Here is a 26,442-nt window from a genome sequence, read left to right as displayed (position 1 = left end):
GGCGTATCAGATGACGCTGATGGTCGATCGCGCCGGTCAGGTGCTGACTCCGGCTGTGCGTGCGGAGCTGCGCGCCAGCCAGACCAGGTGATGTAGGTGAGCAATTCGTGGAACAGCGGCGGCTGGGAGCCCCCACCTCCGCCCCCAAGATCCGACCCCGCCTCGCCCGTCCGCCCCTACGCCGTGACCGGTGGACGGACGGCGCCGCGGGTCAAGCTGGCGATGGAGGCCCTGGTGTCATCGGCGACCGCCGAGCACCGGGAGTTCTCCCACATCACGCCCGAGTACAAGGCGATCAGCCAGCTCTGCCTGCAGGTCAGATCGGTGGCCGAGGTGTCGGCGCTGTTGCGGATCCCGCTCGGCGTGGTGCGTGTTCTGATCGCGGACATGGCGGCGGAGGGCCTGGTTCGGGTGCATCAGCCGCAGCTCGAGGCGGGTCGACCGGACGTCAACCTGCTGGAAAGGGTGCTCAGTGGACTTCGCAGGCTCTAGCCCCGGTCTGACCTCGACGAAGATCGTGGTCGCCGGGGGCTTCGGGGTGGGCAAGACGACGTTCGTCGGCGCGGTGTCGGAGATCATGCCGCTGACCACGGAGGCCGTCATGACCGACGCCTCCGCCGGTATCGACGACCTCGGCATGACGCCGCTGAAGACGACCACGACCGTCGCCATGGACTTCGGCCGCGTGTCTCTCGACCGCGACCTGATCCTGTACTTGTTCGGCACGCCCGGGCAGCACCGGTTCTGGTTCATGTGGGACGACCTCGTCCGCGGCGCCATCGGCGCGGTCGTCCTCGTGGACACCCGCAGGCTCGCCGACAGCTTCCCCGCGATCGACTACTTCGAGGAGGCCCAGCTCCCGTTCGTGGTCGGCGTGAACGGGTGGGACGGCCAGTACCCGCACAGCGACGCCGAGGTCCGCGACGCCCTGACGCTGGCCCCGCACATCCCCATGCTGCGGCTCGACGCCCGGTCGAAGGACTCGGTCAAGAACACGCTGATCCAGCTCGTGGAGCACGCGCTGACGGTTCGGATGGCCGTGCCAGGCTTTGGCGGCTAGCGGAGCGGCTAGGCTGGAGTCTTAGACGTACATTCGCTTCGAGGACTGGCCAACCACGTGTTCGAGACGCTTTCCGACCGGCTGACATCGGTCTTCTCCTCCCTCCGATCCAAAGGGCGGCTGTCCGATGCCGACATCGACGCCACCACCCGCGAGATCCGCATCGCCCTGCTTGAGGCCGATGTCGCGCTGCCGGTGGTCAAGGCGTTCGTCGCCCAGGTCAAGGAGCGTGCCCGCGGTTCCGAGGTCTCCCAGGCGCTGAACCCGGCGCAGCAGGTCGTCAAGATCGTCAATGACGAGCTGATCGGGATCCTCGGTGGCGAGACCCGCAGGCTGCGCTTCGCCAAGACGCCCCCGACCGTCATCATGCTGGCGGGCCTCCAGGGCGCCGGTAAGACGACGCTGGCGGGCAAGCTGGCCACGTGGCTGCGCGAGCAGGGCCACGCGCCCATGCTCGTCGCCGCCGACCTGCAGCGGCCCAACGCCGTCCAGCAGCTCCAGGTCATGGGCGAGCGCGCGCAGGTCGCCGTCTACGCGCCCGAGCCGGGCAACGGCGTGGGCGACCCCATCGAGGTGGCCCGCAGATCCATCGACGAGGCCAGGCGGCTCAACCACGACATCGTCGTCATCGACACCGCCGGTCGCCTGGGCATCGACCAGGAGATGATGAAGCAGGCCGCCGACATCCGCGACGCGGTCTCGCCCGACGAGGTCCTGTTCGTGGTCGACGCCATGATCGGCCAGGACGCCGTGGTCACGGCGCAGGCGTTCATGGAGGGCGTCGGCTTCGACGGCGTGGTGCTGACCAAGCTCGACGGCGACGCGCGCGGTGGCGCGGCCCTGTCGGTGCGGCACATCACCGGCCGACCGATCATGTTCGCCTCCACGGGTGAGAAGCTCGAAGACTTCGACGCCTTCCACCCCGACCGCATGGCCTCGCGCATCCTCGACATGGGTGACATCCTCACCCTGATCGAGCAGGCCCAGAAGACGTTCGACGAGGAGCAGGCCGCCAAGATGGCGGGCAAGCTCACCTCGGGCGAGAACTTCACCCTCGAGGACTTCCTCGAGCAGATGCAGATGGTCCAGAAGATGGGGCCCATCAAGAACCTGCTCGGGATGATGCCCGGCATGGGGCAGATGCGCGACCAGATCAACTCCATCGACGATCGCGACCTCGACCGCATCGCGGCCATCATCCGCTCGATGACGCCCGCCGAGCGGCAGGACCCGAAGATCATCAACGGTTCGCGCCGCGCCCGCATCGCCAACGGTTCCGGCGTGAGCGTGAGCGCCGTGAGCAACCTCGTCACCCGCTTCTTCGAGGCCCAGAAGATGATGAAGCGGATGGCGGGCGGCATGGGCATCCCCGGCATGCCGGGCGGCAAGGGCAAGGCGTCCAAGCAGCAGAAGAAGGCCAAGAAGGGGCGGCGCGTCAGCGGCGACCCGCGCAAGGCCGCGCTGGGCAAGGGCGGCTCCGCCGACGGCGCGCCGGCCGAGCCGGCCCCGAAGGGCGGCGGCGTCCTCGGCAACCTCGGCGGCAAGCTCCCGCCGGGCGTCGAGCTCCCCCCGGGCTTCGACCCCTCCAAGCTCCGCCTCCCCGGCCAGAAGTAACGGCCTCGGGCCGGGACATCTGACGCACCGACCCCCGTCCGTCCTCCCGGACAGGGTCGGGCTTCCGGCCCCACTGAACGAGCTCGGCGCTCTGGACTCACTGGGCGGGGTCGTTGACGCCGTGACCCCCTTCCTCGCCTTTGGGGCCTCGCTCCGCGGGGCTTTAGGGAGGGGTTGGGGGATCTTTGCGGTGGGGTTTGGTGACGGGTCGTGAGCAGTGCCGTAGATCTGGCACAATGACATGTTGGAACACCGTGACCAGGTGGGTGCCCTCTCATCTCCCGCCGGACACGTTTGTCCCTGGAGCGTCGTCGCGTCGTGCCCCACTCGGCGAGGCGCCGTTCACCCACGTGCGAATGCAGGAGAGACCACACCCGTGGCAGTCAAGATCAAGCTCAAGCGGCTCGGCATGATCCGCAACGCTCAATACCGCATCGTCGTCGCCGACAGCCGCACCAAGCGTGACGGCCGGGCGATCGAAGAGATCGGCCTGTACCACCCGAAGGAAAACCCTTCGCGCATCGAGGTCAACGCCGAGCGTGCGGCCTACTGGCTGGGTGTCGGCGCGCAGCCGACCGAGCCGGTTCTCAAGCTGCTCAAGCTCACCGGCGACTGGCAGAAGTTCAAGGGCGAGCCCGCCCCTGAGCCGATGAAGGTCGCCGAGCCCAAGCCTGACCGTCACGCCCTCTACGAGGCCGCGGCCAAGGAGGCGCTGTCCGGTGGCGACACCGGCACGGCCGCCACCACGCCGAAGAAGGCCAAGAAGAAGGACGAGGCCGAGGCCCCCGCCGAGACCCAGGCCGAGGGCGAGGCCTGACGTGCTCGAGGAGGCTCTCGAGCACCTCGTAAAGGGCATCGTCGAACATCCTGACGATGTCCGGGTCCGCGCACGCCGCATTCGCAGCGGGCGCGTCCTGGAGGTCCGGGTGCACCCCGAGGACCTGGGCAAGGTCATCGGACGCGGCGGGCGCACCGCCAAGGCGCTGCGCACGGTCGTGAACGCCCTGGCCGACGGGAAGTACGTACGGGTCGATCTGCTCGATCTGCACGAAGCAGTCCGTTAGCGTCAGGTTTGCGCGCCCTCATCGGCTTCGTGCCGATGGGGGCGCTTGCGTTGAGAAGAGAAGGCAGGTTCACGTGCAGCTGGTCGTCGGCCGGATAGGCCGCCCGCACGGGGTACGCGGTGACGTGACCGTGGAGGTGCGCACCGACGATCCCGAGCTGCGCTTCGCCCCCGGCACCGCCATCGCCACCGACCCCGCGGGCCGGGGCCCCCTGGTGATCGAAGGACGCCGGTGGCACAAAGGCATGCTGCTGGTGGCGTTCGAAGGGGTGCACGACCGCGACGCCGCGGAAGAGCTGCGGGGCACCATGCTGGTCATCGACTCGGCCGACGTGACGCCGCCCGACGACCCCGACGAGTTCCACGACCACCAGCTCATCGGGCTGGCCGTGCAGACCGTCGCGGGTGAGCCCGTGGGCGAGGTGGAGGACGTGCTGCACCACGGCCAGGACCTCCTCGTCGTCCGCAGGAAGGGCCAGGACGACGCGCTGATCCCGTTCGTCAAGGCGCTGGTGCCCGAGGTCGACCTGGAGGCGGGACGGCTGGTCGTCGATCCGCCGGAGGGGCTGCTGTGATGCGGCTCGACATCATCTCCATCTTTCCCGAGTACTTCGCGCCGCTCGACGTCTCGCTGATCGGCAAGGCGCGCGAGCGCGGCACCCTCGACGTACGCGTCCACCAGCTGCGCGACTGGGCCCACGACGTGCACAAGACCGTGGACGACACGCCGTACGGCGGCGGTCCCGGCATGGTGATGAAGCCCGAGGTGTGGGGCGAGGCCATCGACGACGTGATCGAGGGCGGCTCGCCGCGCATGGTCGTGCCGACGCCGAGCGGCCGGCCGTTCACCCAGGAGCTGGCCCAGGAGCTGGCGCAGGAGCCGTGGCTGCTGTTCGCCTGCGGGCGCTACGAGGGCATCGACTCGCGGGTCATGGAGGAGTACTCCGGCCGCCTGCGCGTCGACGAGGTCAGCATCGGCGACTACGTGCTGGCCGGCGGCGAGGTGGCGGTGCTGGTCATGGTGGAGGCCGTCGGCAGGCTGCTGCCCGGTGTGCTGGGCAACGCTCAGTCGGCGGTGGACGACTCGTTCGCGCCGGGGGCGATGCGGAACCTCGTCGAAGGGCCCGTCTACACCAAGCCGCCGCTGTGGCGGGGGCACGAGGTGCCCGCCGTGCTGCTGTCCGGGCACCACGGAAACGTCGCCAGATGGCGGCGCGACGAGGCGATCCGGCGTACCGTACGGAACAGGCCGGAACTGGCGGCGGCGCTCGACCCCGCGACGCTCGACAAGCATGATCGCAAACTGCTCGAAGAGCTGTCGTTTCGCCTCCAGCCGGAAGATATGGCAAACTGAATCGCTGCCGACCAATCAGCGGTCGGTGTTGCGTGCCCGGGAAGAGCGACCCCGGACCCCAGGAGACAGCAAGCGCGTCCACTTCGCCGCCGTGCTCGTGCCGAGTACGGACGGGTGGACCTCCGCGTGCTCGCGAAACTTTGAGGAATAGACTCTCATGCACACGAAGATCCAGGAGCTCGAGAAGGCGACCCTGCGCGGCGACGTGCCGGACTTCCGTCCCGGTGACACGCTCGAGGTTCACGTCCGAGTCGTCGAAGGCAACCGTTCCCGAATCCAGGTCTTCAAGGGCTTCGTCCTGCGCAGGCAGGGCAGCGGCGCCCGCGAGACCTTCACGGTCCGCAAGGTCAGCTACGGCGTCGGCGTCGAGCGCACCTTCCCGGTGCACAGCCCGGTCATCGAGAAGATCGTCCTCGTGACCCGTGGTGACGTCCGCCGCGCCAAGCTCTACTACATGCGTGACCTTCGCGGTAAGGCCGCCCGCATCCGCGAGAAGCGTGAGACGACGGCCGCCAAGTAAGCGTCGTTTTCCGATGGCCCGCGCTAACGCGCGGGCCTTTCGGCTTTACAGCGGCGTTTCCTTTATGTGGAGCGACTCGTGCGTGGGTGTAACGTCGGTCGAGGGTTGTCGGGCCTGGTCATCATCTAGGCTCGTCAGCGATGACTAGCGAAAGCCAGGAGCACGGCGCTGCGCGCCGCCCTGTCGAGGACGAGGTGGACGTGGTCGCCGAAGAGACTCACAAGCCGGCCAAGGGTGAAAAAAAGGAGAAGAAGGGGTCGTTCTGGAAAGAGCTCCCTGTTCTCATCGTCGTCGCCCTTGTGCTGGCCCTGATCATCAAGACGTTTGTGGTCCAGGCCTTCTACATTCCGTCGGAGTCGATGGAGAACACCCTGCTCAAGAACGACAGGGTCCTGGTCAACAAGCTCGTCTACCACACTCGTGACATCGAGCGCGGTGACGTGGTGGTCTTCTCCGGCGTCGACTCCTGGGACGGCGAGTTCCAGATGGAGGAGCCGTCCAACGCGGTCGCGGGCTTCTTCCGGTGGGTGGGCACCGCCTTCGGGTTCGTGCCCGGCGAGAAGGACTACATCAAGCGCGTCATCGGCGTCGGCGGCGACCACGTGAAGTGCTGTGACTCCAAGGGCCGCATCACGGTCAACGGCACCCCGATCGACGAGGAGAGCTACCTCTATCCGGGCAACGTGCCGTCCGACACGTTCTTCGACATCACCGTGCCGCAGGGGCGGTTGTGGGTGATGGGCGACCACCGGTCCGTCTCGCTCGACTCGCGCTCCCACACCGGCGATCCAGGGGGCGGGTCCATCCCCGTCAGCCAGGTCATCGGGCGGGCCTTCGTGATCGTCTGGCCGTTCGACCGGTTCTCCTCCATCGACATCCCTGAGACGTTCGCACAGCCCTCGCTGCAGGCGCTCGGCGGCTCGGTGCCGGTGGTCGCCGGCTTCGGGCTCGCCGTACCCTTGGTCCTGGTTCGTCGGCGCCTGAGGAGGCGTCGATGACCTTCACCAAGAAGGCGGAGGGCGTGGCGAAAGAGAAGAAAAAGGGCGGGTTTCGCGAGACCGTCCTGCTGCTCGTCTTGGGGGTCGGCATCGCGCTGCTGCTCCAGGCGTTCGTGATCGGTTCGTTCTACATCCCGTCGGAGTCGATGGAGAACACCCTGCAGATCAACGACCGGGTGTTCGTCAACAAACTCTCCGGCAAGCCCGAGCGCGGCGACATCGTGGTGTTCAAGGGATGGGACGGCGAGGACACGATCAAGCGGGTCATCGGCGTCGGCGGCGACAAGGTGGTGTGCTGCGACAAGCAGCGGCGCATCACGGTCAACGGCACTCCGCTCGACGAGGAGTCCTACCTCTACCCCGACGACTACCCGTCCGGCGACAAGTTCGACGTCACCGTGCCCGCGGGCAAGCTGTGGCTGATGGGCGACCACCGCAGCGCCTCGTTCGACTCAAGGGGCCACGCCAAGGAGCCGGGGCGCGGCTTCATCTCGGAGGACGACGTCATCGGCAAGGCCGTGGTGCGTTACTGGCCGCTGTCGCGGGGCTATCTGTTCTCCCGTCCCGAGACCTTCGACAAGGTCAAGTAGCCTCTCGCTTCAGGTCGCGGTTTGCGGCGAATGGGGCGTACGCTGCCTGTGTCATGACAGTTGCGTTCCGCCCTCGACCGAGCGTCGTCCGGCGCGATTCCGGACTCTACGCCTATGAGCGTGCGCTTGCCCGCCGCGGCCTCACCCCCATCGCGGGCGTCGACGAGGCCGGCCGTGGCGCGTGCGCGGGCCCGCTGGTGGTCGCCGCCGTCATCCTGCGCAAGCCGGTCGCGGGGCTCGGCGACTCGAAACTGCTGAGCCCGCCGGTGCGCGAACGCCTCTACGACCAGATCATGCGCGTCGCCCACATAGGCGTAGTGATCATCCCGCCTGGGGAGATCGACGCCAAAGGTCTGCACAAGTGCAACGTTTCAGGAATGCGGCGAGCTGTCGCACAGTTGCCCTGTGACCCGGAGTACATCCTGACGGACGGTTTCCCGGTTCCCGGGCTGCCGGCGCCGTCACTGGCCGTGTGGAAGGGGGACCAGGTGGCCGCGTGCGTGGCGGCCGCGTCGATCGTGGCCAAGGTGACCCGAGACCGCCTGATGGTCGCGCTCGACGAGCGCTACCCGCATTACGGCTTCGCCGAGCACAAGGGGTACGTCACACCGGGACATCGGCTGGCGCTGGAAACGCACGGCCCGTGTCCCGATCACCGTTACTCCTTCGTCACGGTGGCGAGGGGGATGGGTGAGAATGAAATGGGGGCCGGGGTTGCCTGAGCAGGCACACCGGGGGACCGGTACGACAGGAGGACCGCGATGAGCGCAGAGGATCTCGAAAAGTACGAAACCGAGATGGAGCTGCAGCTTTACCGCGAATACCGCGATGTCGTCGGTTTGTTCACATACGTGGTGGAGACTGAGCGGCGGTTCTATCTGACCAACTCGGTCGATCTCGACGTCCGTACCGCGGAGAACGGCGACGTCTTCTTCGACGTGAAGATGCAGGACGCCTGGGTGTGGGACATGTATCGGCCGGCGCGGTTCGTGAAGAACGTGCGCGTGGTGACGTTCAAGGACGTCAACGTCGAAGAGCTCGCCAAGGCGGACCTGGAGATGCCCAAGGAGGGGTTCTCGGGGTAGCCCGCCGCCTCACGTGAGGCCGGCGTCGTGGGCGAGGAGGGCGATCTGGGTGCGGTTGTCCAGGTCGAGCTTGGTCAGGATGCTGGACACGTGGGCCTTCACCGTCGTGACGCCCATCGCCAGGTCGGTGGCGATGTCGGCGTTCGTACGGCCCTGGGCGATCGCCAGCGCCACCTCGTGCTCGCGGGGCGTCAGCACGGCCAGCGCGGCCCTGGCCCGCTCGTAGGCGCCCGCCTGGGCGACCGTACGTTCCATCAGACGCCGGGTGATGCGCGGTGACAGGATCGGATCGCCCGCCGCCACCCGGGTGATCGCCTCCACGATCCGCGGCGGCGAGGTGTCCTTGAGCAGGAAGCCCGCGGCGCCCGCGCGCAGGGCGTGCAGGACGTTCTCGTCGGTGTCGAACGTGGTCAGCACGATCACCTCCGGCGGCCGTGTCCGCGCTCGCAGGCGGCGGGTGGCGGTGATGCCGTCGACGCGGGGCATGCGCAGGTCCATCAGGACGACGTCGGGGGCGTGGGCGTCGGTGGCGGTGATCGCCTCCTGGCCGTCGGCCGCCTCGGCCACGACCGTGATGCCGGCGGCGCCGTCGAGCATCATGGACAGGCCCGCCCGGACCAGGGCGTCGTCATCGACCAGGAGCACGCGGATCATCCGGGCCATGCTAGCGGGGGCCGCCGCTCGGGCCCAGGGGCATCGTGGGGCGGCACCGCCCGGGTGTCAGTCCCGAATCCGGCACACGTCGCGAACGCAACGCCTCTCGCGACGTGGATCGAACGCACGTGGTCCCGGCTATGGCGTCGGCCAAGGTAGCCGGGCCGTGAGGTGGAACTCGCCGTCCTTCTTGCCGTGGTCCAGTTGCCCGCCGTCCAGGCGTACTCGCTCGGTCAGCCCCACCAGGCCGAGGCCGCTGCCCGTCGCTGTGGGGGTCGTGCCCGCCGGAGGCAGCGGGTTGCTGATCTCGATGCGCAGGTCGTCGCCGGGTTCGCCCCGCAGGTGGATCTCGACCGGCAGGCCGGGGGCGTGTTTGCGGGCGTTGGTGAGGGCCTCCTGGACCACCCGGTAGGCGGTCTTGTCCATCGGGGGCGGCAGCGCGCCCGTCAGCTTGTCGCGTAGCCGTACCGGCTGGCCCGCCCCTTGCGCCTCCTCGATCAGGGTGGGCACGTCGGCCAGGCCGGGAGGCGGCTCCAGCTCGTCACGTTCGTCGTCCTGCTCATGCAGCAGACTGATCACGCTGCGCAGCTCCTCCAGCGCCTGGTGCACGCCCGCCCGCACCACCCCCGCCGCCCTCGCGAGCTGCTCGGGGGAGGAGTCGGGACGGTACTCCAGCGCGCCCGCGTGCGTGGCCACCAGGGACAGGCGGTGCGCCAGCACGTCGTGCATCTCCCTGGCCAGCAGGCGGCGCTCGGCCGCCCGCGCCTCGGCCACCCGCCTGCCCTGTTCCGCCTCGGCGCGCTGGGCGCGTTCGTGCAGGGAGATGAGCAGGGCGCGGCGCGAACGTGCCCACGCGCCCCAGCCGAGCAGCGCGCCGTACGAGGCACAGATCAGCAGCAACCACCAGGACAGCGAGATGCCCGAATTGGGCCGCCACCAGCCCTGGATCAGGTGAGCCGCCATGCCCGCTGCCGCCACCCCCGCCGCCACCGGGAACCGCCTGCGCTGCGCCACCTGCAACGCGCCCATCGTCGCCGCCGGCGTCGCCACCGGGGACAGCGTCGCCAGCACGGTGGCGGCGAGCGCGCCGTGCACCGGCCACCACAGCTGGGCCACCGCCGCCGCCAGGCTCGCCACCGCGATCGCCACGTCCATGCCCCAGGTGGGCCCACCCTCCAGACTCCACAACGTCACGCCGGTCAGCGCGCCCATCGCCAGGAGGACGACGGCGACGGCGAGGGAGAACCGGAGTCGGAACGCGCTCATCGGGCCAGGCTAGCCCGCGGCCCTTCCCGGCCATCACCTACCAAAGTCGGAGGCCCGGGCCACTGGGGGAGGAGGCGCCGCGGCCTCGCGCCCGATGTGGCGGGCTGGGGGCGTGGGTCATCGTTGGCTGCAGCTTCTCCGGGATGTCCGGTCGGCTCGGTCGCGGGCCGGTGGAGCTCAATCCCCATCAACACCCCCCAAGAGGACAGGTGGCGTCATGAACAAGTCCCTTCGAAGGCCGCTCACCGTCGGCGGCGCCGCTGTGGCCGCGCTGGTCGTGTGGGCGGTGGCGGTGCCCGTGGCAGGGGTCGCGCTGACCGTGCACATGGGCGGCGGCCCGCAGGAGGTCGGGCCCGTGTCCGTGGTCGTGGCGAGCCTGGTGATCGGGCTGGCGGGGTGGGCGCTGCTGGCCGTGCTGGAGCGGGTCGCGTCCAGGCCGGGCCGCGTATGGACGGTCGTCGCGCTGGCCGTCCTCGTCCTGTCCCTGCTCGGGCCGCTCGGCGGTGCGGTCGGTGGTGGCGCGATGTCGGTGCTGATCGTGATGCACCTGGTCGTCGGCGGCGTCCTCGTGGGCGGGCTGGCGCGGCGATGAGCCGGCCTACGCCGGGCAGAGCGCCGTGGTCGCTCGTCCATCCCCTGAAGCGTCGCCTTCCCGTACGTACCAGGAGGTCCTCATGACAGTCCTCGCCCAGGCGATCGACGTCACCCGCCGTTACGGCGAGGTGTGCGCGCTCGACCGCGTCTCCCTGGACATCCGGGCAGGCGAGCTGGTCGGGCTGCTCGGCCCGAACGGCGCCGGCAAATCCACTCTTATCAACCTCTTCACCGGCCTGCGCAGGCCGACGTCGGGCACCGTCACGTTGTTCGGCGGCTCGCCGGGCGATCCTCATGTACGGCGCGGCATCGGCGTGACGCCCCAGGAGACCGGACTGCCCGAATCGTTGCGCGTCGGGGAGATCGTCTCCTTCGTCGCCGCGCACTTCCCCGACAGCGTCGCCACGACCGAGCTGCTCGGCCGCTTCGGGCTGGACGACCTGGCCAAACGGCAGGTCGGCGGGCTGTCCGGCGGGCAGCGGCGGCGGCTGGGGGTGGCGCTGGCGTTCGTGGGGAGGCCGCGGCTGGTGTTCCTGGACGAGCCCACGACCGGGCTGGACGTCGAGGGCCGTCGGGCGCTCTGGGACGGCATCAGGGCGTTCCACGAGGACGGCGGCACCGTCCTGCTCACCAGCCACTACCTGGAGGAGATCGAGGCGCTGGCCGAGCGGGTCGTGGTCGTCGGCGAGGGACGCGTGCTGGCCGACGACACGATGCGGGCTGTGCGCGGCATGGTCGGTACGTGGCGCGTCTCGCTCACCACCGACCACCTGCCCGCGTTGCCCGGCGTGCTCACCACCGACCACCTGCCCGCGTCGCAAGGCGTGCTCGCCGCGGAAAGGTTGCCCGGCGTCCCCGCCTCCGGGCGCGTGGATGGCCGTTTCGAGCTGGTCGTCAGTGATGCCGATCGGCTGGTGGTGGAGCTGGTGCGGAGTGGGGTGGCGTTCTCCGGGCTGGAGATCAGACCGGCCACGCTCGAAGAGGCCTTTCTCGCCCTCACCTCCAAGGAGACCGCCGATGTCTAGCCTGGTGCTCGCGCACACCCGTTTCCTGCTCATCGAGCAGATCAGGACCCCGGTGGGCCTGCTCGCCGCCGCGTTCTTCCCGGCCGTCGCGATGGTGGCGTTCGTGGTGCCGTACACGGGTCAGGACCCGGCGGCGGCGACCACCGCGACGAGTTCGCTGATGTTGTTCGGCGCCATGTCGTCCGCGCTGACCGGGCTCGGCACCGCGGTCTCGCAGGATCGGGAGCAGCCGTGGAACCCCTACCTGCGCACCTTGCCCGCCGGGCCGCTGCCGCGGTTCGCGGGGCGCATCCTGTCGACGCTGGCGGTGATGCTGATCTCGGTGGTGCCCGTACTGGTGATGGGGGCGCTGTTCACGGCGGCGACGATCACGCCGGGCAGGCTGCTGCTGGGGCTGGGCGCGCTGGTGGTGAGTGTCGTGCCGTTCATGATGATGGGGTTGTTCGTCGGGTTCGTGCTGGTGTTCAAGGCGGCGATGGCGGTGTCGCAGCTGCTGTTCTTCCCGATGGCGATTCTCGGTGGGTTGTTGCTGCCGCCGCAGATCCTGCCAGGGTTCGTGCAGGTCATCTCGCCGTACGTGCCCACCAGAGGTGCGGCCGAGCTGATCTGGTGGGCGGTGGCCGGTGTCCGGCCGGGGGTGGTGCCGCTGGTCATGCTGGGTGTGTGGACGGTGGGGATGGGGGTCGCGGCCGTGTGGGCGTACCAGCGGGACGAGGGCCGGCGCTTCTCCTGACAGCACCCATGGAACGCACACCCGCAGCCACTGTCTGAAGGCTCAACCACAGCCGTCACCGCGGCCTTGTCGCTCATCCACAGCCGTCACCGCAGCCTTGTCGCTCACCCACAGCCGTCACCAGGGCCTTGTCGCTCATCCACAGCCGTCACCACGGCTCGTCGCTCATCCACAGAATCCCGTTCGGCCGATTCCAGTCCGCCTGCATCCGCGAAAGTCATGCCGCACCCCGCATCCACCCGACAGGACGGAGTTCGGCAGATGGCCACCGAGAGCAAGCAGGAGCTGGGCAAACGCGGCGAGCAACTGGCGGCGGCCTACCTCGAGTCCGAGGGCATGCGCGTGCTCGAACGCAACTGGCGCTGCCGACACGGCGAGATCGACATCATCGCCGAAGACGGCCGCACCCTGGTCATCGCCGAGGTCAAGACCAGATCGAGCAGGTCACACGGCTCGGCGCTCGAGTCGGTGAGCCGGGTCAAGCTGGCCAGGCTGCGGATGCTGGCGGCCCAGTGGCTGTCCGGTCAGCCCCGTACGTACGAGTCGGTGCGCGTGGACGTGGTCGCCCTCGAACGGTTCGCGGGTGACTTCTCCCTGCGGCACGTACGGGGGGCGATTTAGGTGGCCGTGGCCCGTACGCGGAGTGTGGCCCTGGTGGGGGTCGCGGGCCGAACGGTCGAGGTGGAGGCCGACGTGGGCAACGGCCTGGCCGGCATCCACCTCATCGGCCTGCCCGACACCGCTCTGAGCGAGGCCCGCGACAGGGTCAGATCGGCCATGGTCAACAGCCATTACCCCTGGCCCGACGCGCGCATCATCGTCAGCCTCTTCCCGGCCAGCCTGCCCAAGCGCGGTTCGCAGTTCGACCTGGCCATCGCCGTGGCCATACTCGGAGCGGCGGGCGTGGTCCCAGCCGAGCGCATCGCGGAGCCGTTCTTCCTGGGGGAGCTGGGGCTCGACGGCCGCATCAGAGGCGTACGCGGCGTGCTCCCCTCCGTCCTCGGGGCGGCCAGGCATGGCGATGTCACGGTCGTGGTCCCGGCGGCGAACGCGGCGGAGGCCGTTCTCGTACCTGACGTGAAGGTCATCCCGGTCGGCGACCTGCGCCAGCTCGTGGAGTGGCTGCGTAAGGGGGACGAGCCGCCCAGCCCGGCGGTCGAGGAGCAGCAGGAGCCGGAATCCGCCGAGCCGCCCCAGACCACCGGCGCCCCCGACGTGGACCTGGCCGACGTCGTGGGCCAGCCGGTCGCGCGCCGGGCCCTTGAGGTGTGCGCGGCGGGCGGCCACAACCTGTGGATGCTCGGCCCGCCCGGCACGGGCAAGACCATGCTCGCCGAACGCCTCCCGACCCTCCTGCCCGACCTGGTGCTCGACCATGCTCTGGAGGTCACCGCCATCCACTCGGTGGCAGGCACCCTGCCGCCCAACGCGCCCATGATGTGCCGCCCGCCCTTCGTCAGCCCGCATCACACGGCCACAGCGGCCGCGATCATCGGCGGCGGCAGCACGACCGTACGTCCCGGGGCGGTCTCGCTCGCGCACCGAGGCGTGCTGTTCCTCGATGAGGCGCCCGAGTTCCAGCGCAGCGTGCTCGACGCCCTGCGGCAGCCTCTGGAGTCGGGGCGGGTGACGGTGTCGCGGTCGGTGGGCTCGGTGACGTTCCCCGCCAGGTTCATGCTCATCCTGGCCGCCAACCCGTGCCCGTGCGCGCAGGCCGAGGACCAGAACGACACCTGCCGGTGTTCACCGACGGTCAAACGCCGCTACATCGGCAGGCTCTCGGGCCCGCTGCTCGACCGGATCGACATGAAGGTCACGGTCACCCGGTCGTCGCGACGGGAGCTTCTGGCCGATCGGCAGTTCGTGGAGGACAGCAAGACGGTGGCGGAGCGCGTACTCGCTGCCCGCGAACGCGCCGCAGCCCGCCTGGCGGGCACTCAGTGGCGCTCCAACGCCGAGATCCCGTCCGCCGTCCTGCACGCCGACTTCCGCCCATCGGCCGAGGCCATGCGCCCCATGACGGCCTGCCTCGACAGCGGCACCCTGACCGCCCGCGGCTTGGACCGCGTGGTCCGGGTCGCCTGGACGCTCGCCGATCTGGCCGCGAAAGACGCCCCCGGCCAGGACGAGACCAACACCGCGCTGGGCTTCTGGCTCGGCACCCACTCCTGATCCGCCCGATCCCTGCCTGAAGGAGCGACCCCATGCCCCTTACCCCCGCGTACCGACGCCCCCTGCGCGGCACCACCCCACCGACGGCCCCCTTCCCACAGGTGACAGAGACCCCCAGCATCGAACGCCTGGGCACCCCTTTCTCAGCGGCAACCATGAACGTCGCTTCACCCGTCTCGGATTCCCCCGCACCCGCTTCCAGCGAGGCGTCCTTCACACCTTCGTATCCGTCGAACCGGAACGTCCGAGGGGCGTTCTTCACCCTCGGCCCCTGGGACGCCGACCCGTCCTCACCGCCACCCCTCGCCAGTCGGACACCGACCCCCATCACCGAACGTCCGGGCAAGGCACCATCAGCCGCTGCTGAGCCGCAGACCGTCACCGAGAGCGCAGCCCGGATGGGACCCGACACCGCATCCAGGACGGACACTGTCGCCGGGGCGGGAACCGCAGCCGGGACGAGGGCAGTGGCCAGGACGGACACTGTCGCCGGGGCGGGCGGGACGGGGACAGGGGCCAGGACAGGCACCGGAGCCGGGCCGGAGAGCGGAACTAGGACGGGCGCCGGGTCCGGACCGAGGGCTGGCGGGGGACCGAGCGAGGCGGAGGCCAGAGCGGCACTGATGCGAGCCTGCGACGTAGGCGACGTGATCATGGGTCGCCTCGTCGCCGCATACGGAGCCCCACAAGCCGTCAAGGCGATCCGTTCCCGCACCCTGCCGCCGGAGTTCGTGGCCCAGGAAGCCCAGCAGGAACGTCCACCGGACCTGACCACTCGCCTTCACACCTGGTACGCCCGCCTCGCAGCCGCCAACCCGGCAGCCGACCTGGCGGCGGGCACCGGATCCGGCGCCCGCCTGATCATCCCCGGCGACCCGGAATGGCCCACCCAACTGGACCAGCTGGGCCCGAGCCGTCCCTTGGCCCTGTGGGTGCACGGCGACGCGGACCTGCGCTTCTCCTGCCTCAAATCCGTCTCCATCGTGGGAGCCAGAGCCGCCACCCCGTACGGCTCGCACACGGCGGCCGAGTTCGGCGTGGGCCTCGGCGAGTCGGGCTGGACCGTCGTGTCCGGCGGAGCCTTCGGCGTCGACGGAGCCGCTCACCGAGGAGCCCTGGCGGCCGGCGCACCGACGGTCGCGGTCCTGGCCTGCGGTGTGGACGTCTGCTACCCCAGCAACCACGAGACGCTGTTCGCCGCCATCAAGGAACAGGGCGTGGTGATCAGCGAATGCCCACCGGGCGTCCACCCGACCAGGGCGCGCTTCCTCATCAGGAACCGCCTGATAGCAGCCCTGTCGAGAGGAACGGTGGTGGTCGAGGCCGCCATCCGCAGTGGCGCACTCAACACGGCCACCCACGCCCTGTCACTCAACCGGCACCTAGGAGCGGTCCCGGGCCCGATCACCTCGTCCATGTCCGCGGGCTGCCACAAGCTCCTCCGCGAACGCAAGGCCGTCTGCATCACCTCACCCGAGGACATGATCGACCTGGTCGGAGTGATGGGCGAGGACCTCGCCCCGCACGTACGCGCCCCCGCCGTCCCGAGAGACCGTCTCAACGAACCCACGAAAAAGGTTCTGGACGCCGTCCCCGCCCGCGGCGGCGCCGGCCCGGCCTCGATCGCAGTGGCGGCCGGCGTGACTTTGGACGCGGCACTGAGCGCCTTGGGCGGCTTGGCAGCGGCCGGCTACATCGAACGAACCCCACGCGGCTGGCGCCTCCGCAAACAAACCACCTCCTACCGTAAGGCCCCTGACACCCTCGCCCTCCAACCCCCACCAACCCCCGAACCCGACCCCACAGAACTCCCCCCACCTCCGGACGATCTCCTGCACGCAGGCTACGAAGGGTGACGAATCTCCAGCATCATGAGCAGATCACGATGTAACGGAAGACCGGCCGACCTCTCACGTCCCAGATGAGGGCCGGGTGGAGGAAGCTTCGGAGCTGCCCTTTTGCGACGTAGGTGAGGCATGTCCGTGAGGAGGGCAGGAAAGTGGCGCCGAAGTAGGGGTCACTCACGGTGAAACGCCCTCGCGGCGGGGATCCGGGCCTCACAATGAATGCGCGGCCATCGTTTCCCTCTCCTGCGGTCTCGACCATCGCCCGTGATGGATCAAACGGTGGCCGTCACCACTCCTCCGCCCCGCATACTGGGGTGCGTTGCGACCAGCACTAGCACCCGAGCACCCGTCAGGGGTCCAAAATTCGGCCGTCGTCGACGCACTGCGGCCCTCCTCATGATCTTGCCCACCCACATCACTCCTGGGCCCTCCTCGCCCGGCGTGCTCGCCCGCTTCGCTCGTGGGCCCTTCTCGCTTGGCGTGTTGGCCCGCCTTGCTCGTGGGCCCTTCTCGCTTGGCGTGTTGGCCCGCTTTGCTCGTGGGTCGTCCTTGCGTGGCGTGCTCGCATGTTTTGCCCGTGGACCTCCCTGCCTGGCGTGCTCGCATGCCTTTCGCGGGCCGTACCGGCACGACTTGCTTGGCCGCCTCTCGCAGGACCTGCTCGCGGGCTCTCCTCACCCGGCTTGCTCGTGGGCGACCCCTTGCAGGCCACGCTTGCGGGCTCTCATTCTGTGTTCTCTCCGGCGTCGGATCGATGGTTGGCGGCCCTCTGCAGTGGGAGTTTCCTGGGGCTACTAGCGGGTGGGGTTGCGTGTTGGGGTTGGTGGTGGGCGGGGCTTGGGGGAGATTTGGGGGATGGGTGTGGATAGGGAAGAGGTTGTGGCGGAGTTCGGGCGGTATTTGCGGCTGGAGCGGGATCTTTCGCCTCATACCGTTCGGGCTTATCTGGGGGACGTCAACTCGTTGCTCGATCACCTCGGTGGGCGGATCGAGGCGCTTGAGATCGGGGTGCTGAGGGAGTGGCTGGCCGGGCAGCATGCGGCGGGGAAGGCGCGGGCCACGTTGGCGCGGCGCACCGCCTGTGCCCGTACGTTCACCGCCTACTGCCATCGGCGAGGGTGGCTGGCGAATGATCCCGGGCTGTTGCTGGGCAGCGCCAAGGCGGGGCGGGAACTGCCTGCGGTGCTTGACCAGCGGCAGGCCGAGGCTGTGCTGGGGGTGGCGTCCGCCGGGGAACCCAAGGAATTGCGCGATCAGGCGATGCTTGAGCTGCTGTACGCCACCGGGGTGCGGGTGAGCGAGCTGTGTGCGCTCGACGTCGATGACGTGGATCGGGAACGGAACGTCATCCGAGTGCTGGGCAAGGGGCGTAAGGAGCGGGTGGTGCCGTTCGGGGCGCCGGCGTTGCGGGCGTTGGATCGGTGGTGCATCCACGGGCGGCCGCTCTGGGTGCGGGAAAGGACGGGGCCGGCGCTCTTCCTGGGGGTGCGGGGCGGTCGTATCGATGCGGGGACGGTACGGCGGGTGGTGCACGCGAGGGTGGCCCAGGTTGACGGGGCGCCGGACATGGGGCCGCATGGGTTGCGGCACAGTGCGGCCACTCACCTGCTCGAAGGCGGCGCGGATCTGCGGAGCGTTCAGGAGTTGCTGGGGCATGCGTCCTTGAACACCACGCAGATCTATACGCATGTCTCGATCGAGCGGTTGCGGGCGGCGTATCGGCAGGCGCATCCGAGGGCTTGATGTGGTCAACGGCTCTGGTGGCCAGGGGTTCTGCCTCTTCGACCTCGGGTTCGGTCATGGCGGCTCTTCCGGTGCTGGCCTCTGGCTGGAGTGTGGCGGCGTGGCCGGGATCGGCCGGCCCTGCGTCTGCGGCAGCTGAGGGTGATGAGGAGGAGGGTCGCCAGGAGGGCTGCGATGGCGAGGGCGGCGGGGTGCGGGGACGAGGCAGCTCGTATGAGGGTGGGGATCGGTTCCGGGTCGGGCGTGGTGATCTGCGGGTCGCTGGGCAGGCCTTTCGCGGATGTTGTGGTGAAGGCGTTCTGACCGGCGGCATCAGGCCAGGTGTCGGCAGTGGTGGCGGTCGCAGTGCTGGCCGTGGCGTCGGCCGGAGTGCTGGCCGCGGGGTCCGCCTGGGTCTTGGTGGTGGGGTCCGCTGGGGTATTGATCGTGGGGTCCGCCTGGGTCTTGGTGGTGGGGTCTGTTGGCGTCTTGGTTGTGGCGGTGGGCCAGGTGTCGACTGCCCTGCTGGCCGGTGTGTTGGCCCCCGGGGTTGTGGCGGGGGTTTGCGTGTTGGTGGTCGGGTTGCTGGTGGTGGCAGGTGAACGGCTGTCCGTGTTTCCGCCGGTGGCTCGGCTGTGGCTGCGATGGGGGCTGTCCCAGAAGGGGAGGAGGCGGGTGGGGGCGTGGCCTAGGAGGTGGAGGGGGTTGAGGTATTGGGCGTCGCGGATGAGGCCCCAATGGAGGCAGGACTCTGGGCAGTGCGTTTTCGAGGGGGCTGCAATCACGCCTATCTCGGTGCCTGGGGCTACCGGGTGGCCGCGGGCCAGGGAAGGGGTCACGGGGAGGTACGTGGTGCGGAGGCCGTTCGGGTGGTCGATGGTGACCACGCCTTTGCCTGCTATCGGGCCTGAGAAGCGGATGGTGCCCGGGCCGGCTGCTAGGACCGGGGTGGCGACCGGGGCGGCCAGGTCGATGCCGCGGTGGCCCGCCAGCCAGGGCATGGATGGTGGGGCGAAGCGGCGGATGATGCGGGGGTGGCCGTTCAATGGCCAGCGCCAGGTGGGAGCCGGAGCCGAGGGAGAGGCTCTGGCCGGGGGTGCTGAGGTGGGGAGGAGGGTGGATGTCGTGATGAGGGTGACCAGGAGGGCGGCCTTGGCGAGGGCCGTCAGGGAGTGATGGCTACGTGAGAGAGCTCCCTGAGTGCGGGTGAAGTGGTTGAGGGGTGTGGTCTCGGTGGGTTTGAGGGTGGGGGGTTCGACGTTCATGCGCGGGAGTTTGGCGGGTGAGGTGGGGGCCGCGGAGTGGTGAACGTCGTTCTGTGGAGAAGCAGGGGTTGACGGGGAGGGCTGTGGATTGGCGTACTGGACTTGGGCTGGTCGGTGGGTGGCTTGGTCAGGTGGAGTGGCGTTTTGCGGTCATGTAGGTCGCTGTTGTGGTGGGCATCTGTGGGGGTGCCGGGCGGGTAGGACGGGGGCCTTTGGGGTGGATGGGGGAGAGCCAGATCCAGAACGTGCTCAGGGCTATGCCGCCTGCGCAGATGAGGATCACCGGGCGTAGGCCGATCAGTTCCGCCAAGAGACCGCCCGCCAGGCCGCCCAGCGCCAGTACGCCCTGGATGGCGAAGGTCATCGTGGCGTTCACCCGGCCTCGCAGTTCCGGGCTCGTTTTGCGCAGGACGATGGCGCCCATGCAGGTGGCGAAGGCGACCACGATGGCGCCGGCGACCGTACCGGCTAGAGCGAGCATGAGGAGCTTCCACCACAGCGGGCCGGTCAGCAGGCCCACGGTGAGGATCTCGGCGGGGAAGAAGATCACGGACAGGAGGAGTACGCGGTTCTCGCCGTACTTCTTCGACAGGCGGGCGGTCAGCCAGGCTCCCAGGAGGCCGCCGGCGCCGCCCAAGGCAATGAGTACGCCTATCAATCCCTTGGGGATGCCAAGCGTGTTGACCATGTAGAGCATGTAGACGGCTGTATACGCCATGGCGAAGAAGTTGATCGTGACGCCGGCGAACAGGAGCGCGCGCAGCACCGGGTGCGTGACGCTCGCCTTCAGGCCCTCCACGATGTCGCGCCACATGCCCTTGGAGACGGCGGGGGTGTTCCGCTCCGGCGTACGGATGGTGCGCAACAGCAGGGCCGAGGTCAGGAAGGACAGCGCCTCCGCCAGTACGGCCAGCGGCGCCGTCAATACCTGCACGAGGAGACCGGCCAGGCCGGGGCCGGCGACCGAGGCCACCGAGTACGTCGTCTGGAGGCCCGCCATCGCCTCCGTTCGCTGCTCGGGGCCCGCTACCGCCGCGATGTGCGGGAAGTTGGCCGCCTTGAAGAGCACGCCCGCCGTACCGATGACCAGTGCCACGACGATCAGCCACGTCACGTTCAGGATGCCGAGCAGCCACGCCAGGGGGACCGTGGCGGCTGCGGCGCAGGACGTCAGCTCGCACGCGATCATCAGCGGCCTGTGACGGGTGAGGCGGTCGGCGATCGCCCCCGACTGGAGGCCGAACAGCAGCACCGGTACGGACGCCGCCGCCGTCAGCATCCCCATCTGCGCCGGCGACGCCGTCAGCAGCGCCACGGCAGTCAGGGGGATGGCCAGCTTGGAGACCTCGGAGCCGGTGATCGAGATCGTCCGGGCCGACCACAGCAGGCGGTAGTCGCGCTGTTTGCGCAAGGGCTGAGGGCCCGCGGAACTCTGAAAGGAACGCTTCATAGATGTGAAGATAATCCTTCATAGTTGTGAAGGCAACCTTTCATATCTCGGGGAGTGGGTACCTTTGGCTCATGACGGGCGAGATATCGGCGCTCAGCGACCCCAAGGCGATGCGGGCGCTGGCACATCCGGCGAGACTGGCGATCCTGCAGCGACTCGGCTCACACGGCAGCGCCACTGCCACCGAGGTGGCCGAGGGCGCGGGGATCACCCCCAGCGCCGCCAGCTACCACCTGCGCATGCTCGCCAAGTACGGCTTCGTCGAGGACGCGCCCCCTCGCGGCGACGGCAGGGAACGTCTGTGGAAGTCCGCGGAGCGGAAATTCTCCGTCGGCATCGAGCCCGAGGATCAGCCCGAGGTGCGGGCCGCCAAGCAGATGCTGATCGAGGCGTTCCGGCGTGCGGCCAACGAGGAGGCGGAACGGGCGCTGCAGACGATCGAGCGCGAGCCCGATGACTGGCGGGACGCGATCACGTTCGGCCGGCATCGCATCAGGGTCGATGCGCGGGAGCTGGCGGGGCTCAACCGGGAGATCGAGAAACTCATCGAGCCGTACTTGGTGCGCAACCGGACTGCGGAGGCCGCGCCTGAAGGGGCGAGGGTGTCCGAGGTGCAGGTCAACCTGTTCCCGACGCCGCCCAGGACGAAGCCGGGGTTGCCGACCGAGGACCATGGGTTCCCGGGAGTGCGGCGCGAGGGGGATATTTCGGATACGTCCGAGGAATGAAGGTCCCGAGGCCGGGGCGGTTGGGTGTTGCCGTGGTTCGCGGGGTGTGCGGTCTCGTGGTGCGCGGTCGTGTAACGCCGGGCGCTCTGGGCGGTGCGGGCTGGGGTTGGCGGGAGTCCGGAGCGAGGGGATCGGTGTCGGCGGGGGCGTGCTGTTCGTTGCAGGGTGTGTCGATGGTTGGTGGTTCGGGAGTGGGGCGATCGGTTTCAGGGGTGGGGTGTTCAGGCGGGGGATGGGGGTGTGGGTAGGCGGGGGTTATGTGGTGGGCGTTTGACCGGGGGCGGTCAGGCTGGCGCGGCGTGGGAGGTAGACTTTCCGGTGGCCTGTCACCGCAGGCCGACTTCGCATGCCCCATTGCGGACCGCTTCATCGGTCCGGGCCAGGTGCCCGGCTGGAGCGGGTTCGGGGCATCAGGGCGGCAGACGACGCGCTGCCGCGGCACAACCGAAAACCGCGCCCATCCGCAGGGCGCCCAGACCTGGAGGACCAGCACATGGCCCCCGTCGTCACCATGCGACAGCTGCTCGAGAGCGGCGTTCACTTCGGCCACCAGACTCGGCGCTGGAACCCGAAGATGAAGCGCTTCATCTTCACCGAGCGCAACGGCATTTACATCATCGACCTTCAGAAGTCGCTGTCGTACATCGACCGCGCCTACGACTTCGTGAAGGAGACCGTCGCCCACGGCGGCACGATCCTGTTCATCGGCACCAAGAAGCAGGCTCAGGAGGCCATCTCCGAGCAGGCCGCGCGGGTCGGCATGCCGTACGTCAACCAGCGCTGGCTGGGCGGCATGCTCACCAACTTCTCCACCGTGCACAAGAGGCTGCAGCGTCTGAAGGAGCTCGAGGAGCTCGACTTCGACAACGTCGCCGCCTCGGGGCTCACCAAGAAGGAGCTCCTGATGCGCCGCCGCGAGAAGGACAAGCTGGAGCGTACGCTCGGCGGCATCCGTGACATGGGCCGTGTGCCCAGCGCCGTGTGGGTCGTCGACACCAAGAAGGAGCACATCGCGATCAGCGAGGCCAAGAAGCTTGGCATCCCTGTCGTCGCGATCCTCGACACCAACTGCGACCCCGACGAGGTCGACTACCCGATCCCGGGCAACGACGACGCCATCCGCGCCGTCGGCCTGCTGACCAGGGTCGTCGCCGACGGTGTCGCGGCCGGTCTGATGGCTCGCTCCGGCGCCGCCCGCGGTGACGAGAAGCCGGCCGCCGCCGAGCCGCTGGCCGAGTGGGAGCGCGAGCTCATCGAGCAGGGCACGGAGAAGGCCGCCGGTGAGGCCGCCGCTCCTGAGGCCGCTCCTGAGGCCGCTGCCGCCGAGACCGAGGCTCCGGCCGCCGCTGCCGAGGCTCCGGCTGAGGCTCCGGCTGAGGCTGCCGAGGCTCCGGCTGAGGCCGCCGCTCCGGCCGCCGAGGGCGAGACCGAGCAGCAGGGCTGACGCCTTGACCCCGGGGTGACCTCCGAGGGTCTGCCCCGGACCGGTCCTTCCATGTTCTGATGGAAGGGACCGGTTCGGTGACGGGTTCTCGGTGGTCGTCCCGCCAGGGGCGGTCGCTGCCGCTCGCACTGCCGCGTACCGGCCGAGGCTGGTTTCGCTCTGGACGGTCCGCGAAGGGTCGGCAGGCTCGTGGCGGTGCCGAAAGGTGCCGAGAGGTGCCGCTGTGACGGCTGAGCACCGCACGTGGCCGCCAGGGGTTCCGGCAGCCGGGCAAGGTGTACGTCTCGGTCCGGCAAACGGCCGGGCTGGGACGGCACGCCGGAGCGGTTCACCCGCACCGGGTGAGCTACTCCAGGGCTCGGGTCCCTGCCGATCGGGCCGGGAGCTGGGCGCGCCGAGCCTGGCCCTGATGGGACGGGTTTGGGGCTGGCGTCCCGAGGTTCCGGTTCAAGGGCCGGGGCTCCGGGTTTTGGGCCGAGGGCCGGTGGTGCAGGCTTTGGGACCGGTGGCGGTAAGGCGGTAGGCCGAGGCGAGGCTGGGCAGTATGCCGGGCGAGGCAGCGGCAACGCCGACCGAAGGCCCTGGCCCGGTGGGAGCCGGGTGCGAGGCCCTCGGTCCCAGGGGTTCGAGGCCACGGTGCGAGGTCCAGGGCCGAGATATCGGTCTGAGGCCACGGGCAACGGCTCCGGACAGCGGCTCTGGGCAGCGGCTCTGGGCAGCGGTTTCGGGCAACAGCTCAGGCCAGTGGCTTCGGGCGGTGGCTCGGTGTAAGGCACGACAGAAGGCTCACCGTACGGCATGCGCCCGCCGTACGAACCAGGGTGGAAGGCCGCAGACCGGCCCCCGCCCCGACCATGATGACGACGACGAAATCCCACAAGGAAAAAGAGCAATGGCTTCCGTGAACATGGCCGACGTCAAGCGGCTTCGCGAGATCACCGCTGCCGGCATGATGGACTGCAAGAAGGCGCTCGAGGAGGCCGGGGGCGACTTCGACCGCGCCATCGAGCTGCTGCGCCTCAAGGGTGCCAAGGATGTGGGCAAGCGCGAGGCCCGCACCGCGTCCAACGGCCTCGTGGCGCTCAAGCAGGACGGCGACTCCGCCGCCGCGCTGCTCGAGCTCAACTGCGAGACCGACTTCGTGGCCAAGGGCGAGCGCTTCCAGGAGCTCGCGGGCCAGGTCGTGGCCCACGTGCTGGAGAGCCGGCCGGCCGACGTGACGGCGCTGCTGGAGTCGTCCTTCGACGGTAAGACCGTCAAGGAGCACCTCGACACGGCCAACGCCGCGCTGGGCGAGAAGATCGAGATCCGCCGCTTCGAGGTGCTCGAGGGCGGCTACATCGGCTCCTACATGCACAAGACCGACCCGGCCCTGCCGCCTGCGGTGGGCGTGCTGGTCCAGCTCGACAAGCCGAACGCCGAGGTCGCCAAGGACATCGCGCAGCACGCCGCGGCGATGGCGCCGACCTACCTCAAGGCCGACTCCGTGCCCGCCGAGGTCGTCGAGAAGGAGCGCAAGCTCTTCGAGGAGATGACCCGCGAGGAGGGCAAGCCGGAGGCCGCCATCGGCAAGATCGTCGAGGGTCGCGTGAACGGCTGGTACAAGGACTTCACGCTGCTCCAGCAGGCCTTCGTGAAGGACAACAAGAAGAGCGTGGGCAAGTACGCCGAGGAGAACGGCGTCGAGGTCCTGGGCTTTGTCCGTTTCAAGGTCGGTCAGGCTTAGGCTTAGGCAAGCCGCGAGCTCAACGATCCACCGAATGAAGGAGGCCGCCGCCGTGCAGGACCACCGGGAGTCAGCCCACGAATCCACACGGACGGCGGCTTCCTCATCTCAACACCCGCAGAGCCCGCTGAGGTGGAAGCGGGTGATGTTGAAGCTGTCAGGAGAGGCGTTCGCCGGCAGCGAGCCGCTGGGCATCGACCCTGTCGTGGTCGATCATCTGGCCGACTCGATCGCCGAGGCGGTCAAGGAGGGCGTCCAGGTCTCGGTCGTGGTCGGCGGCGGCAACATGTTCCGCGGCGCCACCCTGTCGCAGGGCGGCATCGACCGGGCCAGGGCCGACTACATGGGCATGCTCGGCACCGTGATCAACTGCCTGGCCCTGCAGGACTTCCTCGAACGGCGGGGCGTGGAGACACGCGTGCAGACCGCCATCACCATGCAGCAGGTGGCCGAGCCGTTCCTGCCGCGCCGGGCGATCAGGCACCTCGAGAAGGGGCGCGTGGTCATCTTCGGCGCGGGGCTGGGCTCGCCGTACTTCTCGACCGACACCGCGGCGTCCCAGCGGGCCCTGGAGATCGGCGCCGAGGCGCTGCTCAAGGGCACGCAGGTCGACGGGATCTACGACTCCGATCCCCGCAAGAACCCCGACGCGGTCCGGTTCGACCACCTCGACTACGGCGAGGTGCTGCTGCGTGACCTCGCGGTCATGGACGCCACCGCGATCAGCCTGTGCAAGGACAACGATCTGCCGATCGTGGTCTTCGACCTGATGGGCGAGGGCAACATCCTGCGCGCGGTACGCGGTGAGAAAATCGGCACGCTGGTGAGTCCCGCAGGCAAATGACGGAGCGAGCCCGACACCGCCAGCTAGAAGACAGGGAGCCGCTGTGATCGACGAAACCCTCCTCGAAGCCGAGGAAAAAATGGACAAGGCCGTATCGGTGGCGAAGGAGGACTTCGCCTCCATCCGTACGGGCCGCGTCACCCCCTCGATGTTCAACAAGATCAACGCCGAGTACTACGGCACGCCGACGCCGATCCAGCAGTTGGCGTCCTTCCACGTGCCCGAGGCTCGCATGGTCCTCATCCAGCCCTATGACAAGAGCTCCATGGGCGCGATCGAGAAGGCCATCCGCGACTCCGACCTCGGCGTCAACCCCACGGACGACGGCCAGGTGATCCGCGTGACGTTCCCCGAGCTGTCGGAGGAGCGCCGCAAGGAGTACATCAAGGTCGCCAGGAGCAAGGGCGAGCACGCCAAGGTGTCGGTGCGCAACATCCGCCGCTCCGCCAAAGAGGTCCTCGACAAGATGATCAAGGACGGCGAGGCGGGCGAGGATGAGGTCAGGCGGGCCGAGAAGGAGCTCGACGACCTCACCCAGAAGCACGTCGCCAAGATCGACGAGCTGCTCAAGCACAAGGAAGCCGAGCTGCTCGAGGTCTGAGCGGCGCGCCGCACGGCGGGCCGCGTCCTGCGGGCCGTCTCACGTAGCGGGTCTGCACTGCGGCCCTCGCCGCTGATGGCGGGGGCC

The 26,442-nt window shown here is 69.1% G+C and carries 28 protein-coding genes and 1 pseudogene; 25 read left to right on the top strand and 4 right to left on the bottom strand.

Features of this window, described 5'->3' with window-relative positions; genetic code table 11:
- The 13 genes and pseudogenes from AB0K28_RS45265 to AB0K28_RS45205 form a co-directional block, all read left to right on the top strand.
- Positions 1–91: pseudogene (locus tag AB0K28_RS45265) on the top strand (roadblock/LC7 domain-containing protein); the annotation flags it as partial.
- Positions 92–96: 5 nt separating this feature from the next.
- Complete coding sequence (locus AB0K28_RS45260) at positions 97–492, top strand: DUF742 domain-containing protein (RefSeq protein WP_355422622.1); 396 nt, start codon at positions 97–99, stop codon at positions 490–492.
- Positions 493–499: 7 nt separating this feature from the next.
- Complete coding sequence (locus tag AB0K28_RS45255) at positions 500–1,060, top strand: ATP/GTP-binding protein (protein ID WP_364383053.1); 561 nt, start codon at positions 500–502, stop codon at positions 1,058–1,060.
- A gap of 57 nt (positions 1,061–1,117) precedes the next feature.
- The gene (gene ffh, locus AB0K28_RS45250) at positions 1,118–2,674 is read left to right on the top strand and encodes a signal recognition particle protein (RefSeq protein ID WP_364383041.1); all 1,557 of its coding nucleotides are present in this window, start codon (positions 1,118–1,120) and stop codon (positions 2,672–2,674) included.
- A gap of 376 nt (positions 2,675–3,050) precedes the next feature.
- Positions 3,051–3,491, top strand: coding sequence for a 30S ribosomal protein S16 (gene rpsP, locus AB0K28_RS45245; protein WP_364383038.1), 441 nt, complete (start codon positions 3,051–3,053; stop codon positions 3,489–3,491).
- A gap of 1 nt (position 3,492) precedes the next feature.
- The gene (locus AB0K28_RS45240; RefSeq protein ID WP_043634919.1) at positions 3,493–3,738 is read left to right on the top strand and encodes an RNA-binding protein; all 246 of its coding nucleotides are present in this window, start codon (positions 3,493–3,495) and stop codon (positions 3,736–3,738) included.
- 73 nt (positions 3,739–3,811) lie between these two features.
- Positions 3,812–4,312, top strand: coding sequence for a ribosome maturation factor RimM (gene rimM, locus AB0K28_RS45235; RefSeq protein WP_364383035.1), 501 nt, complete (start codon positions 3,812–3,814; stop codon positions 4,310–4,312).
- Complete coding sequence (gene trmD / locus AB0K28_RS45230) at positions 4,312–5,091, top strand: tRNA (guanosine(37)-N1)-methyltransferase TrmD (protein ID WP_364383032.1); 780 nt, start codon at positions 4,312–4,314, stop codon at positions 5,089–5,091. The genes rimM and trmD overlap by 1 nt, the downstream gene beginning before the upstream one ends.
- Positions 5,092–5,248: 157 nt before the next feature.
- A complete protein-coding gene (gene rplS / locus AB0K28_RS45225) occupies positions 5,249–5,611 on the top strand; it encodes a 50S ribosomal protein L19 (protein WP_345397976.1) in 363 nt (120 codons plus the stop codon).
- 140 nt (positions 5,612–5,751) lie between these two features.
- The gene (gene lepB / locus AB0K28_RS45220) at positions 5,752–6,609 is read left to right on the top strand and encodes a signal peptidase I (RefSeq protein ID WP_364383029.1); all 858 of its coding nucleotides are present in this window, start codon (positions 5,752–5,754) and stop codon (positions 6,607–6,609) included.
- Complete coding sequence (gene lepB, locus AB0K28_RS45215) at positions 6,606–7,199, top strand: signal peptidase I (RefSeq protein WP_364383026.1); 594 nt, start codon at positions 6,606–6,608, stop codon at positions 7,197–7,199. The genes lepB (AB0K28_RS45220) and lepB (AB0K28_RS45215) overlap by 4 nt, the downstream gene beginning before the upstream one ends.
- A 53-nt stretch (positions 7,200–7,252) precedes the next feature.
- Positions 7,253–7,921 carry a ribonuclease HII gene (locus tag AB0K28_RS45210; protein ID WP_364383023.1) on the top strand — a complete coding sequence of 223 codons (669 nt, stop codon included), beginning with the start codon at positions 7,253–7,255 and terminating at the stop codon, positions 7,919–7,921.
- A gap of 39 nt (positions 7,922–7,960) precedes the next feature.
- Positions 7,961–8,284, top strand: a complete 324-nt coding sequence (locus tag AB0K28_RS45205) for a DUF2469 domain-containing protein (protein WP_026215037.1) — start codon at positions 7,961–7,963, stop codon at positions 8,282–8,284.
- Positions 8,285–8,293: 9 nt separating this feature from the next.
- Here the strand turns inward: AB0K28_RS45205 and AB0K28_RS45200 are convergent, their stop codons facing one another.
- Together AB0K28_RS45200 and AB0K28_RS45195 are read right to left on the bottom strand one after the other, a co-directional pair.
- Positions 8,294–8,947, bottom strand: coding sequence for a response regulator transcription factor (locus tag AB0K28_RS45200; RefSeq protein WP_364383020.1), 654 nt, complete (start codon positions 8,945–8,947; stop codon positions 8,294–8,296).
- A gap of 129 nt (positions 8,948–9,076) precedes the next feature.
- Positions 9,077–10,204, bottom strand: coding sequence for a histidine kinase (locus AB0K28_RS45195; protein WP_364383017.1), 1,128 nt, complete (start codon positions 10,202–10,204; stop codon positions 9,077–9,079).
- 217 nt (positions 10,205–10,421) lie between these two features.
- On the opposite strand from AB0K28_RS45195, the gene AB0K28_RS45190 reads away from it, so the two are divergent.
- The 7 genes from AB0K28_RS45190 (at position 10,422) to AB0K28_RS45160 (ending at position 18,318) form a co-directional block, all read left to right on the top strand.
- Positions 10,422–10,796, top strand: a complete 375-nt coding sequence (locus AB0K28_RS45190; RefSeq protein ID WP_364383014.1) for a DUF6069 family protein — start codon at positions 10,422–10,424, stop codon at positions 10,794–10,796.
- Positions 10,797–10,878: 82 nt separating this feature from the next.
- Entirely contained in the window at positions 10,879–11,823 is a 945-nt protein-coding gene (locus tag AB0K28_RS45185) for an ABC transporter ATP-binding protein (protein WP_345397995.1), read from the top strand.
- Entirely contained in the window at positions 11,816–12,556 is a 741-nt protein-coding gene (locus AB0K28_RS45180) for an ABC transporter permease (protein ID WP_364383010.1), read from the top strand. The genes AB0K28_RS45185 and AB0K28_RS45180 overlap by 8 nt, the downstream gene beginning before the upstream one ends.
- Positions 12,557–12,817: 261 nt before the next feature.
- Positions 12,818–13,177 (top strand): YraN family protein, encoded by a 360-nt coding sequence (locus AB0K28_RS45175; RefSeq protein ID WP_364383007.1) that lies wholly within the window; start codon positions 12,818–12,820, stop codon positions 13,175–13,177.
- Entirely contained in the window at positions 13,178–14,728 is a 1,551-nt protein-coding gene (locus AB0K28_RS45170; RefSeq protein ID WP_364383004.1) for a YifB family Mg chelatase-like AAA ATPase, read from the top strand. It begins immediately after the preceding gene.
- A 623-nt stretch (positions 14,729–15,351) separates the two neighbouring features.
- A complete protein-coding gene (gene dprA, locus AB0K28_RS45165) occupies positions 15,352–16,584 on the top strand; it encodes a DNA-processing protein DprA (protein ID WP_364383001.1) in 1,233 nt (410 codons plus the stop codon).
- A gap of 846 nt (positions 16,585–17,430) precedes the next feature.
- The gene (locus AB0K28_RS45160) at positions 17,431–18,318 is read left to right on the top strand and encodes a tyrosine recombinase XerC (RefSeq protein ID WP_364382998.1); all 888 of its coding nucleotides are present in this window, start codon (positions 17,431–17,433) and stop codon (positions 18,316–18,318) included.
- 5 nt (positions 18,319–18,323) lie between these two features.
- On the opposite strand, the gene AB0K28_RS45155 is transcribed toward AB0K28_RS45160, so the two are convergent.
- Together AB0K28_RS45155 and AB0K28_RS45150 are read right to left on the bottom strand one after the other, a co-directional pair.
- Entirely contained in the window at positions 18,324–19,298 is a 975-nt protein-coding gene (locus tag AB0K28_RS45155; protein ID WP_364383050.1) for a M23 family metallopeptidase, read from the bottom strand.
- Between the two features lie 391 nt (positions 19,299–19,689).
- Positions 19,690–21,012: an MFS transporter gene (locus tag AB0K28_RS45150; RefSeq protein WP_364382995.1), complete on the bottom strand. Its 1,323-nt coding sequence runs from the start codon at positions 21,010–21,012 to the stop codon at positions 19,690–19,692.
- A 71-nt stretch (positions 21,013–21,083) separates the two neighbouring features.
- Here AB0K28_RS45150 and AB0K28_RS45145 point away from each other — a divergent pair, with 71 nt between their 5' ends.
- The 5 genes from AB0K28_RS45145 to frr all read left to right on the top strand — a co-directional run bounded on the left by AB0K28_RS45145 (position 21,084) and on the right by frr (position 26,355).
- A complete protein-coding gene (locus tag AB0K28_RS45145) occupies positions 21,084–21,740 on the top strand; it encodes a helix-turn-helix domain-containing protein (RefSeq protein WP_364382992.1) in 657 nt (218 codons plus the stop codon).
- 493 nt (positions 21,741–22,233) lie between these two features.
- Positions 22,234–23,184 carry a 30S ribosomal protein S2 gene (rpsB, locus tag AB0K28_RS45140; RefSeq protein ID WP_364382989.1) on the top strand — a complete coding sequence of 317 codons (951 nt, stop codon included), beginning with the start codon at positions 22,234–22,236 and terminating at the stop codon, positions 23,182–23,184.
- Between the two features lie 892 nt (positions 23,185–24,076).
- Complete coding sequence (gene tsf / locus AB0K28_RS45135; RefSeq protein ID WP_345398009.1) at positions 24,077–24,910, top strand: translation elongation factor Ts; 834 nt, start codon at positions 24,077–24,079, stop codon at positions 24,908–24,910.
- A gap of 145 nt (positions 24,911–25,055) precedes the next feature.
- Positions 25,056–25,754: a UMP kinase gene (pyrH, locus tag AB0K28_RS45130; RefSeq protein ID WP_355422849.1), complete on the top strand. Its 699-nt coding sequence runs from the start codon at positions 25,056–25,058 to the stop codon at positions 25,752–25,754.
- A 43-nt stretch (positions 25,755–25,797) separates the two neighbouring features.
- Positions 25,798–26,355: a ribosome recycling factor gene (gene frr, locus AB0K28_RS45125; RefSeq protein ID WP_355422681.1), complete on the top strand. Its 558-nt coding sequence runs from the start codon at positions 25,798–25,800 to the stop codon at positions 26,353–26,355.
- Positions 26,356–26,442 lie beyond the last annotated feature (87 nt).

It is taken from the genome of Nonomuraea sp. NPDC049504 (assembly GCF_040676845.1).
Lineage (GTDB): Bacteria > Actinomycetota > Actinomycetes > Streptosporangiales > Streptosporangiaceae > Nonomuraea > Nonomuraea salmonea.
The sequence above is the reverse complement of the archived record's forward strand: the minus strand, read 5'-3'. Positions and strand labels throughout refer to the sequence as shown.